We start from the raw sequence: 17,714 nt of genomic DNA on the forward strand, positions 1-17,714 counted from the left end.
CCCTCCTTTCAAGATAGATCCCTTTTCTGTTGTTGAAGGAGCCGGGCCATCTTTTAAAATGCTTTATATTTTATAGCTCACTCGCAAACAATATATAAACCATGATTTAGAACAAATTCTAGATTATTTTGCATCGAACCACGTAGGGCCATATGCATAATCGACCTTTAACGGAACCGTCAATTCAATGGCTCGTTCCATCTCCTCAGGTACGATCTTCATAAGGATCTCCAACTCATCCTTTGGCGCTTCCAGGATAAGTTCATCATGTACCTGCAATAAAAGTCGAGCCTGCATCTTTTCTTCTTTAAGCCTCTCGCTCATGTTGATCATCGCAAGTTTGATGATGTCAGCGGCACTCCCCTGGATCGGAGTATTCATCGCAGTACGTTCTGCAAAGCTTCTTACATTAAAGTTTCTGCTGGTTATTTCAGGAATATAACGCCTTCTTTGAAGCAAGGTAGTGGAATAACCTTTTTGCTTTGCTTCCTGGATGCTCTCGCTCATGTATTCCTTAACGCCCGGGAAGCTCTTTAAATATTGGTCAATAAAATTTCCGGCTTCTTTTCGGGTAATCCCCAGACTTTGCGACAAGCCATAATCGCTGATTCCGTAAACAATTCCAAAGTTTACTGCCTTTGCATGGCGGCGCATATTGGAAGTTACTTCTTCCTGTGAAACATGAAAGACATCCATGGCCGTCTTCGTATGAATATCCATATCGTCACGGAATGCTTCGATTAAACCGGCATCATTTGCAATATGCGCGAGCACACGCAACTCAATCTGTGAATAGTCTGCGGCAAAAATGATCCAGTCCTTTTCTGATGGAATGAAGGCTTGCCTGATTTTGCGTCCTTCTTCCAGGCGAATTGGAATATTTTGCAGGTTGGGGTCTGTAGAACTTAACCGGCCAGTTTGCGTTAATGCCTGATTAAATCTGGTATGGACCTTGCAGGTATCCGAATGGACGACTTTCAACAAGCCCTCTATATATGTCGACTGCAGTTTTCCCAGCTGCCGGTAATGCAAAATTTCCCTAACTATTTCATGTTGATGCTCCAGCTTCTCTAAAACATCCGCTGATGTAGAGTATCCAGTCTTAGTCTTCTTTGCTGCAGGCAGCTTCAGCTTTTCAAACAGAATGACTCCGAGCTGCTTCGGTGAATTAATATTAAACTCTTCTCCGGCCAGCGTATGAATTTTTTCCTCGATAGATCGGATCCTGCTTGTGAGCTCGACGCCCATCTCCTTTAGTCTGTCAACATCTACTTTAATACCCTGTATCTCCATTCCGGCAAGGATGATGGCAAGCGGCATCTCAAGCTCTGTGAGCAAATGATATTGTTCGTTTTCCTCCAGGGCCGTTATCATTGGCTCCTTCAATTTGAAGACGGCATCTGCTTTACGAACCAAATGCTCGCTCAGCAGATCTTCCGAAGGGACTTTCCGTTTTGCTCCCTTTCCATAAAAGACTTCATCCGGCTGAAGAGAAATTTCCAGCTGCGCTTTGGCCACCGCAGCCACATCAACCGCCTGCTCAGATGGGTTTAGGATATACGAAGCCAAAAAGACATCGAACTCGATTCCCGCTAATTGAATATCCCGCCGTTTCAGTGCGACAATGGCACGCTTAGCATCATAGACAGTCTTTTTCTTCATCTCATCCTCTGCCCATTCCTTAAAAGAAGCTGAGGATAAAGCCAGCTGTGCAGGAATAAAGAAATTGCCCTTTTCGTTCGAAACGGAGACACCAAGGATTTCACCATGAAAGTAATTGTCCTCTAATATTTCAATGTAGAGTCCATTTTCACCGGCAAATATATCTGAGGTTACTTCGGTGACAATCCTGAAGTCAATGTCTTCTTGTACTGCTGCTTCTTCCCCAGGAATTTCTTCATCCAGTTTTTCCAAAAGAGTTTTAAAACCAAGTTCTTTATATATAGACACAACCTTGCCTGGATCCATACCAAGGTATTTTGTATCCTCAACCGTGATTTCTACCGGAGCTTCCCTGGTAATCGTAGCGAGTTTCTTGCTTAGAGCAGCTAAATCCTTATGTTCTTCTACTTTTTCCCTGAGTTTGTTCCCGCTTATATCGCCCGTCGATTCGATTAGATTTTCCACCGTGCCAAATTGCTGGATTAGCTTGAGGGCCGTTTTTTCCCCTACACCCGGAATACCGGGGATGTTATCGGAGGCATCCCCCATCAGGCCTTTCATATCTATAATTTGTTCAGGTTTTATCCCGTATTTTTCCTGAATATGCTGAGGAGTATATTCCTCAATATCCGTAATCCCTTTTTTCGTAATGGCTACTGTCGTCGCCGGGGAGGATAGCTGCGTTAAATCCTTATCTCCGGAAATGACTTTAACTTCAAACCCCTCTTTTTCAGCATGCAGGCTGAGCGTGCCGATGATATCGTCAGCTTCATAATTTTCAAGTTCATATTGCGGAATACGATGCGCATTAAGCAATTCCCGAATGAACGGAAATTGTTCCGATAACTCTGGGGGCGTCTTTTGCCTCCCGCCTTTATATTCCTTAAATGTCGCATGCCTGAAGGTAGTTTTCCCTGCATCAAAAGCTACCAAGAGATGGCTGGGTTTTTCATCCTCCAATATCCTGTTAAGCATCATGGCAAATCCGTACACCGAATTTGTATGTACCCCTTTTTCATTATTTAGCAGCGGAAGAGCGAAAAAAGCTCGATACGCAATACTATTTCCGTCTATCAGCACTAATTTTTTCTCCATTAATACGTATCCTCCCATTCATTTTGAGGTATATATCCTTCGAATGCTGCTGCCCCAGGCTAAACAACAGGGTCTGGCGGGCAATCACTTTGTTCGAACCATTTATTTATGAGTTTATAATAGCGCTAGACAAACAGCCGTTCTTTTCCCTCTATATTCTACCACGAGAATAATACGAAAGAAAAACAACGGCTATAAAAGCTTGATAGTTGTTTTACAAATAGAAAAGGCGAGGACGGGGTCTGTCCTCACCTTTCCAAACCTTGGATGAAGGGGTTTTCAAAGGTAATTGTAACGCCATGATATTAAGGCAGATTGAATAAATTGTAAAATTCATGTAAATTCCCCTGCCCCCCTTCTTCCATTCCAATTTGTTCATTTGTAATATAGAATGAGATTTTTACAATGTTTTTATAGTGGGATCCCCGGTAAATAGCCTATGTAAGTCTTTTGTTTAAAACCAGTGTAAACGAAGTGCCCTTTCCAGGTTCACTTTCCACATGTATCCTGCCCTTGTGTGCTTCTACTATGTGTTTGACAATGGCAAGACCAAGACCGGTTCCCCCGGAATTCCTGCTGCGAGCCTTATCCACTCTGTAGAACCTTTCAAATATTCTCGGCAGCTCGCCCTTTTCGATTCCAATGCCTGTATCGCTGATGATGATGCGTACATCCCTTTTTTGCTCGATGATTTCGGCTTTGACCTGGCCTCCATTTGGCGTATAATTCAGCGCATTGGAAATAAGATTAAGGAATACTTGTTTAACCCTATAAGAATCTCCTTCAATCGTAACCGGTGCAGTTGGAATCTCTTGAATCACCTTTATTCCTTTTTCCGCTGCCCTTCCCTGGAGGATGTCACAAGACTCCTTCAATAGGCTTGTTACATTAAGAGAAGTCAGGTTTAATATGAAGTCCTGCTGCTCAAGCTTGGAAAGCTCCAGTAGCTCCTGTATTAATTGCTGCAGCCTATCGCTCTCTTTTAAAATAATCGTCAAAAAATGTTGCAGGGTTTTTTCATCATGCAGAGCACCATCCAGCAGGGTTTCTGAAAATCCTTTAATGGAAGTTATAGGGGTCTTTAGCTCATGAGAAACATTGGCGACAAAATCCTTCCTCATTTGCTCCAGCCTCTTTAATTCAGTAATATCATGAAAAACTACCAGGATGCCCTTCCATTCATCATTATTGCCGATGATCGGGGCGCCATACACCTCAAAATTCCTTCTTTCAAACGACAAAGGAATGTTCATCTGGCGTTTAAAGCTCTGTTCAGTAATAAAAATCTCTTCAATAAAAGCAATGATTTTTTTATGCTCGATCACTTCGTAATATACTCTATAAAGGAAGTCTGATGCGTCCACTTTAAATATATCCTTATAGGCTTTATTTATAAGGGTGATATATCCTTTATTGTCAATCAACAGTACTCCGCTTCCGATGTTTTCAATAAGTGTCACCAGCCGGTCCTGCTGCATCTCTGTGGCTATTTCCATCTCCTGAAGATTCCTGGCGAGAATATTAAGTGAAGTGCTTAACATACCTGTTTCACCCGAACCCTTTTCATAGGTCCTGGCACGATAATTTCCTTTTGCAAGCTGCATCGCTGTATGGGCTGCAGCTTCAATCGGCCGGGTATACCGCGATGCAATCTGGCTTCCCAGCATGATGATCACAATCAGGCATGAGCCAAGGCTGACAGCGAGAATCCACCACATTTGGCGATTGACTTTCTTAATGGCATCAATCTCATAGCTTAGTACTACATAACCTTCTATTTGATCATTCTTTCGGATGTCCTTCCAATAATAGTGGAGATCAGATGTGCCTTCAGCCACTTCAAACCCCTCAGTATTATCTAAGCTATGATTTTCAATAATTTTCTCCAATACTTTAGCATGCGTATCCGGGTTATTTTTTCTGTTGTTATTCCAGTCGAGGAGGATTTCTCCTTTCGCGGAAAGTATCGTGAAATTCGATTCCAATAATGAAGCCAGCTCTTTTTTGTTTCCATCCCTTAAAAATGGCTCAATCCCGCCATGCTCTTCTATATAATGTGAGATAAATACAGTTTCCTTTTTTATTCTTTCATTAAAGGACTGCACATAATAGTTTTTAAACAGCTGTCCAAGAAGCAGACCAACTGCTACCAATACAATCATAATTAAAGATATTAATGCAAATAGCAGCTTTGTTTTAAACCTGGTCATTCAGTTTTGGGCTCCTCCAGTTTGTACCCGAGGCCTCGAATTGTTTTTATATAGACCGGTTTCTTAGTATCAGCCTCTATCTTCTCCCTTAAATGGCTTATGTGTACATCCACAATTCTAGTGTCCCCGGCAAAGTCATATTTCCAGACAGCACTTAGAAGCTGGTCCCTTGTCAGAACTCTGCCCTTATGCTTGGCCAAATATAAAAGCAGTTCAAATTCCTTCGGTGTCAATTCCAGCTGGTTATCCTCAAAGTAGGCTTCATAACGTTCAGGATATACCTTTAGTTCCCCGAACCGCAACGTCTCATCCTGTTCCAACTCTGTGTCACCGGATTCCGCCTGTATTTGGGAACGGCGAAGGATCGCCTTCACCCGTGCGACAACTTCACGAGGGCTAAACGGCTTGGTCATGTAATCATCAGCACCTAGCTCCAGGCCGAGCACCTTATCAAATTCATCATCTTTTGCTGTCAACATCAGGATAGGAACCATGATTTTCTGCTGTCGCAATTGTTTGCAAACTTCAATTCCATCAAGTTTAGGCAGCATTAAATCAAGGACAATTAAATCTGGGGATTCCTGTTCGGCAAGTGTCTTCCCTTCCTCACCATCCATGGCTGTGATCACTGAGTAACCTGCTTGCTCAAGATTGTACTGAAGTAAGGTAAGAATAGAAATTTCATCATCCACTACGAGAATTTTTTTAGACATGACATCCTCCAACATAAGATTACCCCTTAAAACATTATCTCTCCTTCATCCACTTTCATTATAATGAAATTATGCCAATGAGAAAACAGTTATGGCAAGAACTTAAAATATGCCATGTATAAGATTCATGGCCAAGCACATTTTTACAATTCCCCTAATTGTATATACATTTTTATCATAATGGATTAGGAATCTGCCCATGAATAAATTATCGCAGAATTATTTTGAGGTCTGGCTACCGGCCTGAACTCGATGCCCTCCCAAAAAAAACCTTGCCAATCGGCAAGGTTTTTAATCAAAATTTTTCCGCAAAGGCATTTGGATTTGGCGGACTAACTCTGACTTTACCAGTCAAAACATTTTCCCCTTCTTCATTTTCACCTTGCACTTCTATTGTTACTTCATGCTCAACTAGATCGATGCGGATGACTTCAAATAAAAATTTGACTGTTCCGTAATGATATACCGGTTTTAGGAATTCGATTTCCTGTGCAAGAATATGGCTGCCCGGCCCTGGCAAGTACTTGGAAATCGCAGATGTGATAATGCCCAGAAGCATTATGCTTGGTACAATTGGTTTTTTGTAGAGGGTCTGAGAAGCATAGTCATGTTGAATATATAAAGGGTTGGCATCATTGGTAAGCCCCAGATATAACAGAAGATCACGATCCTCAATTTGTTCTGTCAGGGTCAATTTTTCACCTGTGGCCATCTCCTCAATTTTTCTGCCAGGCTTTCGTTTCTTTAACAACATACCAGCACCTCCAATTTGGGTAAAAAATGAAAGATATTGGGGTTATTGGCGAAAAGAGGGTGCCCTCCTGAAACATTATATTCCTGGTGGACATCCCCTTTTCATTTCCTGCCTATTCAAAAAACATCATCATTAGTTCAATACCTTCATAACACTGCGCACAGAATCAGCAGACTTAGATAAGGCCGCTTTTTCTGTTTCGGTTAACTCTAGCTCGATAATTTGTTCGATTCCGCCAGCACCTAGAATGGTTGGGACTCCTAAATAAATTCCGTCAAATCCGTATTCTCCTTCTAAATATGCGACAGAAGGAATGACACGGCGCTGGTCCTTCAGTATAGCTTCTGCCATTTCCACAAGTGATGCAGCCGGGGCATAATAGGCACTTCCATTGCCTAGCAGGTTAACGATTTCCCCGCCGCCCTTTCTTGTACGTTCTACAATCGCCTCTAAGCGGTCTTGCGGGATCAGCGTTTCTAGTGGAATTCCTCCAGCGTATGAATAACGGACCAAAGGCACCATATCATCACCATGTCCGCCCAATACGAATCCCGTTATATCTTTTACGGAAAGATTCAATTCCCGTGCTACAAAAGTGCGGAAGCGTGCTGTATCCAGTACGCCTGATTGGCCGATCACACGGTTCTTAGGAAATCCTGATTCCTTAAACACTGTATATGTCATGGCATCTACTGGGTTTGTCAGAACGATAATGTAAGTATTTGGAGCATATTTCACAACTTCCTGAGTAACGGATTTCATGATTTTTTGGTTTGTCTGCACCAAATCGTCGCGGCTCATTCCAGGCTTGCGCGCGATACCTGCAGTAATGATCACTAAGTCAGAATCAGCAGTATCTTCGTAGTTGGATGTACCTGTAATGTTTGCATCGAATCCTTGTATAGGGCTTGCCTCCAGCATATCGAGGGCTTTACCCTTTGTTGGGTTTTCCATTTGTGGAATATCGACCAGCACAACATCGCCAAGTTCTTTCTGCGCCAATAGGAATGCAGTGGTAGCACCGGTGAATCCGCTGCCAATAACAGAGATTTTTTTGCGTTTCATGGACATAGTAAGTCCCTCCTTGAAAATATAAAAATCTCAAAACAAACAGACAATCTTTAAAAATAGGGAGCGAAACAACGCTCCCCATTTTCATATATTTTTTATGAAGCCATACTCTAGGCTGCTGTGTGGTACCATAGCATAAATGCTCGCCCTTACAACATAATTACATAGACAGCTTTGAAATTAAAGGTTCTTGATCAGCTCATCAGCAAATTCAGAACACTTAACTTCGGTTGCACCGTCCATCAAACGGGCAAAATCATAGGTTACAACCTTGGAAGAGATTGTTTGTTCAACAGATTTCTCGATTAGCTTAGCTGCTTCATTCCAGCCGAGGTGCTCCAGCATAAGTACGCCTGAAAGCAATACAGATGAAGGATTTACCTTATCCTGGCCTGCATATTTAGGAGCAGTACCATGTGTAGCTTCGAAAATGGCGTGTCCGGATTCATAGTTAATATTTGCTCCTGGGGCAATACCGATTCCGCCCACTTGTGCAGCCAAAGCATCGGAGATATAGTCACCATTCAAGTTCATGGTAGCAACTACATCGAATTCCTTAGGACGGGTAAGGATCTGCTGTAAGAAGATATCGGCAATAGAATCCTTGATAATGATTTTGCCAGCCGCTTCGGCTTCCGACTGAGCCTTATTGGCAGCCTCTGTACCCTGTTCTTCTTTAATGCGGTCGTATTGCCCCCATGTGAATACTTTATCGCCGAATTCCTGTTCAGCTAGTTCATATCCCCAGTTCTTGAAGGCACCTTCAGTAAACTTCATGATGTTTCCTTTATGTACTAAAGTAACAGACTTGCGTCCTTCTTTAATCGCATAATTGATCGCTGCACGAACCAGGCGCTTTGTTCCTTCTTCAGACACTGGCTTAATCCCGATTCCAGAAGTTTCAGGGAAGCGAATCTTGGAAACACCCATTTCATTTTGCAAGAAGTCAATCAATTTCTTAACTTCATCGGATCCCTTAGCATATTCAATCCCTGCGTAGATATCTTCAGTGTTCTCACGGAAAATTACCATATCTGTATCTTCAGGGCGCTTTACTGGAGAAGGCACTCCGTCAAAATAACGAACCGGGCGCAAGCATACGAACAAATCAAGTTCCTGGCGCAAAGCAACATTCAAAGAACGAATTCCGCCGCCGATTGGTGTAGTAAGGGGTCCTTTAATTGCGATGAAATACTCACGGATCACATCTAATGTTTCCTCAGGAAGCCATTCTCCTGTTTGGTTGAATGCCTTTTCTCCTGCAAGTACTTCCTTCCATACAATCTTCTTTTCCCCGTTATAAGCCTTCTCTACGGCAGCTTCTAAAACTCGGGAAGCGGCAGCCCAGATATCAGGGCCAATTCCATCTCCTTCAATAAAAGGAATAACTGGATTATTTGGCACGTTTAAAGTACCGTTTACAACTGTAATCTTTTCACCTTGTGTCATTTACATTACCTCCGCTTCAATATCAAAGGTTAGTGGCTATACTCTGCCAGCTAACCCTTCAGTTATCAATCACATATATTAATTTACTACATAATTACTAATTTTTAAAATTATCTTTGCTCTACTGGTACATATTTTTGCAGTCCTGGACCAGTATACTCTGCACGCGGACGGATTAATCTATTATTTTGATACTGTTCCAAAATATGAGCCAGCCAGCCAGAGGTACGGCTAACAGCAAATATTGGCGTAAACAGATCATGGTCGATTCCAAGGCTGTGGTATACAGATGCTGAATAGAAATCCACATTTGGCGGAAGATTTTTCTGTGATGTTACCAGCTCTTCGATTTTTGTGGACATTTGGTAATATTCAGGCTGTCCAGTAAGCTCTGTTAGTTTTTTTGACATATCTTTTAAATGCTTCGCACGGGGATCACCCTTGCGGTACACTCTGTGGCCAAAGCCCATGATTTTTTCTTTATTTTCCAATTTGCTATTAATGTAGGTTTCTACATTATCCAATCCGCCAATTTCTGTAAGCATTTTCATCACTGCTTCGTTGGCTCCCCCATGAAGTGGTCCCTTAAGGGCCCCAATGGCGGCAGTCACACCAGAATAAACATCAGAAAGCGTAGCCACACAAACACGGGCTGTAAATGTAGAAGCATTTAACTCATGGTCGGCATGGAGTACAAGTGCTTTGTTGAAAGCTTCTTCTTCAACCGGAGATGGTTCGTTTCCGCTGAGCATATATAAGAAATTGGCTGCAAAGCTTAAATCAGTCCTTGGGGCTACAGGTTCAAGCCCTTTTCTTACACGGGCAAACGCTGTAACTATAGTAGGGATTTTTGCCTGCAGGCGGATTGCTTTCAGATAGTTCACTTCGTCGGTCATCTCGTCGGCTTCCTCATCATATAAGCCCAGTAAAGATACCGCTGTACGAAGAGCAGCCATAGGATGCACTTTATCAATCGGATATTGTTTAAAATGCTGCAGGACCTCGTCAGGCAGGCTGGCGTTTTCGGCCAATTGCCTTGTCAATTGCTCTAGCTGAGCCTGATTTGGAAGTTTGCGGTGCCATAATAAATAGATGACTTCCTCGAACGTTGCATTTTCTGCAAGGTCATCGATGTCAAATCCTACATAAGTAAGAGTGTCATCAATGATGGAACTGATAGATGAAGTTGTTGCGACAATTCCTTCAAGACCTTTTGTTACTGTCATAAAAACCTCTCCTTTTCTTGAATTTTCCCCTATGCTCTTGCTTTGTAAATATAGAGCGCTTCCAAGATGGCTGGCTTTCGCACAGTCATTATGTATAGTGAGAAGTGTTTACTCATAACTGAAAGCGTTACCAATAAGACTATACTTATAAATATATAAATATATCAATTGAACTCTTTCATTTTTACCCTGAAAGCAAATAAGTAAAACTTCTTGTCGAGCGCTTGCTCGGAAGCAGCCCAAGCGAATTGAACCTATAATTTTCACAATTTGCTGGAATACTAATCTGACTTCCTGAACGGCGGCTACATATCTATTATAATCAATTATCTGACTTTTGGAAATGGTAAGCGCTTAAAATGTGAAAAAATTATTATTTTATTAGAAAAATACAATTGCCATTCCAGGCTAGTAGGGAAAATGTGTTTTCAACTTTTATCCGCCGATTTTTCTCTCATGGTTCCAACTCTAACTCCTTTGAGTAATAGACATGTTCCGCCGTCCATGAACAAGCGGAAAGCAGGAATTTCTCCTGCTCATTACTACTTGATCAAGCTGTAAAGCTGCATGCATAAGTATGCAATGCCTGCACCAATTAAAGGTCCCACTGCCACACCCCTGAATAACGCAACCGCCATGATAGTTCCAAATACCAGGGCCACAGTTATATGGGGATCGTTAGCAAGCAAAACAAGGCCGCTTTTAGCGATCAAAGCAACTGTGATCCCTGAAATAAGCGCAATCCAGGCATATGGGGATTTCAGTGCATCCGCGAGTTCTTTAAACCCAATGGAGCCATTGGCAATAGGAACTAAGACAGCAATTGTGATGATGGTTACACCAAGATTGATGCCTTTGGCTTCCAGGTACGGAAAAACCTTTACATCCAAGCCAGTGATGCGCAGCAGAACAAGTGTGACTGACGCTGCTATTAAAGAGTTGTTTTTCGCAATAAAGCCTATTATGGCAAGCATAATTAAAAATAGGAATGCTCCATTCATATCTGTCCCGCCTTATTCGTTCTTACTATGGTAGCATAACATTATCCAAGGAATTTTACATTAATTTTCCTTCACGAGACTAATCTCCCTTTTATGTTCTCCATTCAGTTCAAACATAATAGGATGATTATAAAGGAGGAGAAAACATTGAATACAGTGATAGGCCACCGAATCATCCGTTTCATTTTTGTTGTACTAGCCTTTTTAATTGGATCCTTATTCATTTTTTATTTATCCCAATATACATATCCATTTATCATCGCCATCATCCTCGCCTTTTTAATGAACCCGACGGTTAACTTCCTTCAGATAAAACTTAGGCTTCCTCGAGCTCTCTCGGTATTGTGTACCATGTTATTCATTTTCTTTATAGTTGCCGGCTGTATAACGCTCCTGGTTACCGAAATTGTTTCGGGGGCGACCTATCTTGGGACGGCAGTGCCTCATCACCTTCAGACGATCATTCATTTCATGGAGGATTTCATTGCAGATAAGCTGCTTCCTTTTTATAACAGCATCGCCCTATTCTTCAATGATTTAGATAGCAACCAGCAGCAGGCCATCCTGAAAAATATCCAGTCCATAGGAGAACAAATTGGTTCCTCAGCAGGTAATTTTGTACAGGCCTTTTTTCTCAATATCCCTTCCATTATCGCCTGGATTCCAAGTACGGCAACAGCATTAATATTTTCACTTCTTGGTACATTTTTTATTAGCAAGGATTGGTACCGGCTTTCACGGTTAAGCCACACCATACTGCCCTCCAATGTGTTTTCCGGCATTAAGCGGGTGTTTGAAGATTTAAAGAAAGCACTATTTGGGTTTATCCGGGCCCAGTTTACTCTGGTCTCACTTACAATCATTATTGTCCTGGCCGGTTTACTTATACTCAATATAAAATATGCCATAACCATTGCCCTGGTCTGCGGCATTGTGGACATTCTTCCATACCTGGGAACAGGGACGGTCTTTATACCGTGGATTATTTATGAAAGCATTACAGGCCATACAAGCCTTGCAGCCGGCCTCGGAGTCTTGTATGTTGTGGTTATTGTCCAGCGCCAGCTGATGGAGCCGAAAGTATTATCCTCCAGCATTGGCTTGAACCCACTTGCAACCCTTATTGCTTTATTTGCGGGCTTTAAATTATTTGGATTTCTCGGACTGATTACTGGACCAGTCATTCTTGTTATCATCAATACTCTATATAAAGCAAACTTTTTAATGGCGATTTGGAATTTCATTCTGGGAAAAGAACCTGGCGGCAGGGTATAAACAACCGTTCGAAGGATGGACCGCATGCCCTATAAACGGATAATATAAAAGCCGTCTGTCATTTTACGTATCGACAGACGGCTTTTTGTGCTATAGAGTTATGCTCCTACTCCCTCTTTTTCTTCACTGTAGAACTGATCAGCCTCAGTAGAGCCAGTTAACGCTGTGGTAGATGAAGTCCCCCCCGAAATTACCTGTGATACTTCATCGAAATATCCTGTGCCAACTTCGCGCTGATGCCTTGTAGCGGTATAACCAAATTTTTCACTGGCAAACTCCGCTTCCTGCAGCTCTGAATAAGCTGCCATGCCGCGATCCTTATATTGTCTCGCCAATTCAAACATGCCATGATTTAATGCATGGAAACCTGCAAGTGTAACAAACTGGAATTTGTATCCCATTTTGCCGAGTTCCTTCTGGAAATTGGCGATGGTTTCATCATCAAGTTTTTTCTTCCAATTGAATGATGGGGAGCAGTTATACGCCAGCAGCTTGCCAGGGAATTTCTTGTGAATCGCTTCTGCAAAACGGCGGGCTTCATCAATATTTGGTTCAGATGTTTCACACCAGATTAAATCTGCATATGGAGCGTAGGCCAATCCCCTGGCAATCGCCTGGTCAAGGCCCGCATTTGTCCTGAAAAAGCCCTCAGGTGTTCGTTCACCTGTAATGAATTCAGCATCCAGCGGATCGATATCACTGGTGATTAAATCAGCCGCATTTGCATCCGTTCTTGCCACCAGGACAGTTGGAACCCCCATTACATCCGCAGCAAAACGGGCCGCTATCAAATTTTTCACAGCTGTTTGTGTAGGAAGAAGTACCTTTCCGCCTAAGTGGCCGCATTTCTTCTCCGATGAAAGCTGGTCTTCAAAATGGACACCTGCTGCACCAGCTTCAATCATGCCTTTCATTAATTCAAATACATTCAGCTGCCCGCCGAACCCAGCTTCAGCATCCGCTACAATCGGTGCAAACCAATCGGTTTCTTCGTTTCCTTCCATGTAGTGGATTTGATCAGCCCGCTGCAGCGCCTGATTTATCCGTTTAACAACCTGCGGTACACTATTCGCTGGATATAGGCTCTGGTCGGGGTACATATGCCCGGATAGGTTGGCATCTGCCGCTACCTGCCATCCGCTTAGATAAATGGCCTTTAAGCCTGCCTTTACCTGCTGCATTGCCTGGTTGCCTGTCAATGCCCCAAGTGCATTAATGAAATCCTCTGTATGAAGAAGATTCCAAAGCTTTTCTGATCCCCGCCTTGCAAGCGTATATTCAATTTCAATTGATCCCCGAAGCCTTACCACATCTCCTGCATTATAGGGTCTCGTAATGCCATTCCAGCGCTGGTCTTTCTTCCAATTTTCTTCTAATCTTTCTGCCATTTCCTGTCTCATTTGTATTCCTCCTAATTTTAGTAAGTATTTTTACGGAATGCTAAGTACCGCTATCGATTACGAACTTATTATTATCAGGCCAGCGTTGTTCTGCATCGCGGCTGTCCCATTGGATGAATCGAAATTCCCAGGTGCGATTAGTACAGAAAATGCCTTAACACAGGAACACAACTTAGTTCATTTCACATCCTTTGTTAAATTATTTTTGTTATATTACAGATAACTCATTTCTTGAATGTATTATATAACAAGGAGATTTTAATTGTCACTTATTTTCTGACATTTTTTTAAAAAATTTGGCTGTGTTAAACTTTGGTGTTGCATTTCCGCTCCAGGCACATAGTTTTCCCCGGGCGGTGCCGGGAGCCTCTTCAGCGCTAAATGCACATGCGGGGTTTCCCCAGTCCGTATTCCCGCTGGAGTCTTCGCGCCTTCCGCTCCAATCAGCTGGTTAACATTAATCAATCATCGAACCTTATTACAGCTAAAAATTTTAATAAATAAAAAAGCCCAACATAATTGTTGAGCTTTCAAACTATCTGATTATTGTAAATCTGCCTTTATTCATCATATTTCTAATCAACTTCAATAACAAAGGTTTGATAAATCTTCTGGTTGGCGGGAGCAACAACACAAGCCCAATTAAATCTGTAACGAAACCGGGAGATAAAAGAAGTGTTCCTCCAATAAGTATGCACACCCCATCGAGAAGGGCATCTCCGGGCAGCTGGCCATATCTCATCTGCTCCTGAGCCTTCCTGATAACCTCTAGTCCTTGCTGCTTAGCCAAATAGGCTCCAATTATGCCTGTTGCAATGATCATAAGCACTGTGGGAAACGCTCCTATTATTCTTCCCGATTGTATAAGTACAGCTATTTCAATTGCTGGAATCACAATCAAAAAAAGCAGCATGTATCTCATATCCTCACCTCCAGCATACATTCCTTTTTTAGGTCTGTACTAACCATTATAGCAAAGAATGGTTTTGATATCCGCTTGTATACGGCAAAGTATGGCAGCGGCTATAAAAATGTGCAGGAACATTTTTGTTCCTGCACATTAACAGATTTATTTAAAATTTTTAAAGAACACTTGCGTAGCCGTTATAAATGATGCCTCTGTTTGCATCAACTGTTACACTTTGTCCATCTTTCAATATGTTGGTCGCATTTTCGGCACCAACTATAACAGGAATTCCAAGATTGATTCCAATGACTGCAGCATGGCTTGTTAACCCGCCCTCTTCTGTAATTAATGCCGAGCATCTTTCAATAGCAGGCATCATGTCTTTGTCAGACCCAATTGTGACAAGGACTGACCCTTCCTTGACCTTGGCGTTGGCTTCATCTGCGTTTCTTGCCACTACGACCTGGCCTTTTGCAGATTTTCTGCCAATCCCCTGCGCTTTAATGAGTTGTTCGCCTAGCATATGAATCTTCATTAGATTTGTTGTTCCTGCTTCACCAACTGGTACACCCGCTGTTATGACTACCAGGTCCCCATGCTTCACGAGATTGGAATTAAGGCTGGCATCAATGGCAACTTCAAGCATCTCATCAGTTGTTTTTGCTTCCGTTCCGAGCTGAGGGTAAACACCCCATACAAGCGCCATCCCCCTGGAGACACGCCCTCTGGATGTCACTGCAATGATAGCGGCTTTCGGTCTGTACTTGGAAATCATGCGGGCTGTATGTCCACTTTCTGTCGGCGTAATGATTGCGCCTACTTCCAGGTTCAAAGCTGTGTGCGCCACAGATTGTCCAATAGCATCCGTTACATTATGTCTAGTATCCTTGCTGCGGGCTGATAGAAGCTCCTTATGGTTCAGTGCACTTTCTGCTCTCTTGGCAATATTATGCATCGTTTGAACAGCTTCGATTGGATAACTTCCTGCAGCTGTTTCTCCGGAAAGCATAATTGCATCTGTTCCGTCGAATATAGCGTTGGCTACGTCACTGGCCTCCGCTCTTGTTGGACGAGGGTTGCGCTGCATGGAATCAAGCATTTGCGTAGCTGTAATGACAGGTTTTCCAAGTGTATTGCATTTTTTGATGAGCATTTTCTGTACTAAAGGAACTTCTTCTGCAGGAATTTCCACGCCCAGATCACCGCGGGCCACCATTAATCCGTCAGAAACCTCTAGAATTTCGTCGATGTTATCGACACCCTCCTGATTTTCTATCTTTGGAATGATTTGAATATGAGATGCCTCGTGCTGCTGCAAAAGCTCCCTGATCTCAAGGACATCAGATGCACGGCGAACAAAAGAAGCAGCGATAAAGTCCACATCCTGTTCGATTCCGAAAATAATATCCTGTTCGTCCTTTTTCGTGATTCCAGGGAGTTTTACCGACACACCTGGAACATTGACACCTTTTTTGTTCTTTAGGGTACCGCTGTTCAGGATTCTCGTGTGGATTTCACCCTCAGATTTATTTAAATCAAGTACTTCCAGCCCAATCAATCCGTCATCAAGAAGAATTCTTGACCCAGGATGGACGTCATCGATTAGCCCTTCATATGTGATGGAGAATTTTTCCGGTGTACCAAGCACTTCCCTCATCGAAACCACAACATTGTTGCCGCTTGTTAATTCGATCGCATCATTCTCCATGTTATGCGTACGTATTTCAGGCCCTTTTGTATCCAATAAGATTGCTACCTGTTTTCCGGTTTTTTGTACGGCTTCCCGGATATTAGTGATTCTTGCACCATGTTCTTCATGGCTGCCGTGAGAGAAATTCAGGCGGGATACGTTCATTCCAGCGTCAATCAGCTGAACCAGTTTTTCAGGACTTTCACTTGCAGGACCAATTGTACATACGATTTTTGTTTTACGCATCTAAAAAACCCCCTATGTTCGTTGTGTCAATAAGAATAAATAATTAAATTGATAGTTCTGAGGATAATGTGTACATTTTCTTATCAATATTGTGAGGCTTTGCAAGTGCTTCAATGATGTCGTAATCAACCAGCTGGTTTTGTTCAATACCGACAGCGCGTCCTCCCTTGCCTTTCAGCAATAATTCTACCGCGTAAGCCCCAAGACGGCTTGCCAGCACCCTGTCAGCCGCTGTTGGCGACCCTCCGCGCTGAACATGCCCCAATACTGTTACTCTTGTTTCGAAACCAGTCATTTCTTCGATCTTTCTGGAAAAATCAACAGCACTCCCAACGCCTTCCGCTACAATGATTATGCTGTGTTTCTTGCCGCGCTCATGTCCCCGCTTAAGCTTGGAAGTGATGTCTTCCATATTATAATCATATTCAGGAACAACAATTGTCTCAGCTCCACCAGCAAGGCCTGCCCATAGGGCTATATCGCCAGCGTTCCGGCCCATGACCTCAATCAAATAGGTACGTTCGTGTGAGGTTGCTGTATCTCGGATCTTGTCAATTGCATCAATTACAGTATTTAGAGCAGTATCAAACCCTATAGTAAAGTCGGTTCCAGGTATGTCGTTGTCAATTGTTCCTGGTACGCCTACACAAGGGAAACCTCTCTTCGTCAGTGCTTCAGCACCCCTGTAAGAGCCGTCTCCACCAATGACAACCAGCCCTTCAATTCCAAATTTCTTCATTTGCTCAATGCCTTTAAGCTGCCCTTCCTCTGTTTTAAATTCCAGGCATCTAGCTGAATAAAGCATTGTACCGCCTCTATGTATAATATCACCGACCGAGCCTAGCTCCAGTTTTTTAATCTCTCCTTCAATTAACCCTTGGTAACCATGATAAATGCCATAGACCTCAATATTATGATAAATCGCTTTACGCACCACAGCACGCACAGCAGCATTCATGCCGGGCGAATCCCCTCCGCTTGTAAGTACACCTATACGTTTCATACAATCACCCTT

The 17,714-nt window shown here is 42.7% G+C and carries 13 protein-coding genes; 1 reads left to right on the forward strand and 12 read right to left on the reverse strand.

What is annotated here, in order from left to right:
- Positions 1-123 precede the first annotated feature (123 nt).
- The 8 genes from polA to V1500_RS20340 all read right to left on the reverse strand — a co-directional run bounded on the left by polA (position 124) and on the right by V1500_RS20340 (position 11,181).
- On the reverse strand, positions 124-2,757 hold the full coding sequence (gene polA / locus V1500_RS20305; RefSeq protein ID WP_409302114.1) for a DNA polymerase I: 2,634 nt from the start codon (positions 2,755-2,757) through the stop codon (positions 124-126).
- 437 nt (positions 2,758-3,194) lie between these two features.
- Positions 3,195-4,967 carry a two-component system histidine kinase PnpS gene (gene pnpS / locus V1500_RS20310; protein WP_409302115.1) on the reverse strand — a complete coding sequence of 591 codons (1,773 nt, stop codon included), beginning with the start codon at positions 4,965-4,967 and terminating at the stop codon, positions 3,195-3,197.
- Complete coding sequence (locus V1500_RS20315) at positions 4,964-5,680, reverse strand: response regulator transcription factor (RefSeq protein WP_409302117.1); 717 nt, start codon at positions 5,678-5,680, stop codon at positions 4,964-4,966. The genes pnpS and V1500_RS20315 overlap by 4 nt, the downstream gene beginning before the upstream one ends.
- 295 nt (positions 5,681-5,975) lie before the next feature.
- Positions 5,976-6,434, reverse strand: a complete 459-nt coding sequence (locus V1500_RS20320; RefSeq protein WP_409302119.1) for a MaoC/PaaZ C-terminal domain-containing protein — start codon at positions 6,432-6,434, stop codon at positions 5,976-5,978.
- 132 nt (positions 6,435-6,566) lie between these two features.
- Complete coding sequence (gene mdh, locus V1500_RS20325) at positions 6,567-7,505, reverse strand: malate dehydrogenase (RefSeq protein ID WP_409302121.1); 939 nt, start codon at positions 7,503-7,505, stop codon at positions 6,567-6,569.
- 180 nt (positions 7,506-7,685) lie between these two features.
- Complete coding sequence (gene icd / locus V1500_RS20330) at positions 7,686-8,954, reverse strand: NADP-dependent isocitrate dehydrogenase (protein WP_409302122.1); 1,269 nt, start codon at positions 8,952-8,954, stop codon at positions 7,686-7,688.
- A 110-nt stretch (positions 8,955-9,064) separates the two neighbouring features.
- Positions 9,065-10,180 (reverse strand): citrate synthase, encoded by a 1,116-nt coding sequence (gene citZ / locus V1500_RS20335; protein ID WP_409302124.1) that lies wholly within the window; start codon positions 10,178-10,180, stop codon positions 9,065-9,067.
- A gap of 542 nt (positions 10,181-10,722) precedes the next feature.
- Complete coding sequence (locus tag V1500_RS20340) at positions 10,723-11,181, reverse strand: DUF441 domain-containing protein (RefSeq protein ID WP_409302125.1); 459 nt, start codon at positions 11,179-11,181, stop codon at positions 10,723-10,725.
- Between the two features lie 147 nt (positions 11,182-11,328).
- Here V1500_RS20340 and ytvI point away from each other — a divergent pair, with 147 nt between their 5' ends.
- Entirely contained in the window at positions 11,329-12,456 is a 1,128-nt protein-coding gene (ytvI, locus tag V1500_RS20345; protein ID WP_409302127.1) for a sporulation integral membrane protein YtvI, read from the forward strand.
- 98 nt (positions 12,457-12,554) lie between these two features.
- Here ytvI and aceA read toward each other — a convergent pair whose 3' ends face one another.
- From aceA to pfkA, 4 genes are all read right to left on the reverse strand, one after another.
- Positions 12,555-13,856 (reverse strand): isocitrate lyase, encoded by a 1,302-nt coding sequence (gene aceA / locus V1500_RS20350; protein WP_409302128.1) that lies wholly within the window; start codon positions 13,854-13,856, stop codon positions 12,555-12,557.
- A 535-nt stretch (positions 13,857-14,391) separates the two neighbouring features.
- Positions 14,392-14,778 carry an FxsA family protein gene (locus V1500_RS20355; RefSeq protein ID WP_409302130.1) on the reverse strand — a complete coding sequence of 129 codons (387 nt, stop codon included), beginning with the start codon at positions 14,776-14,778 and terminating at the stop codon, positions 14,392-14,394.
- Positions 14,779-14,938: 160 nt separating this feature from the next.
- Positions 14,939-16,699, reverse strand: coding sequence for a pyruvate kinase (gene pyk / locus V1500_RS20360; protein ID WP_409302131.1), 1,761 nt, complete (start codon positions 16,697-16,699; stop codon positions 14,939-14,941).
- Positions 16,700-16,742: 43 nt separating this feature from the next.
- Positions 16,743-17,702: a 6-phosphofructokinase gene (gene pfkA, locus V1500_RS20365; protein ID WP_409302133.1), complete on the reverse strand. Its 960-nt coding sequence runs from the start codon at positions 17,700-17,702 to the stop codon at positions 16,743-16,745.
- Positions 17,703-17,714 lie beyond the last annotated feature (12 nt).

Source organism: Peribacillus sedimenti (assembly GCF_046237635.1).
Lineage (GTDB): Bacteria > Bacillota > Bacilli > Bacillales > DSM-1321 > Peribacillus > Peribacillus sedimenti.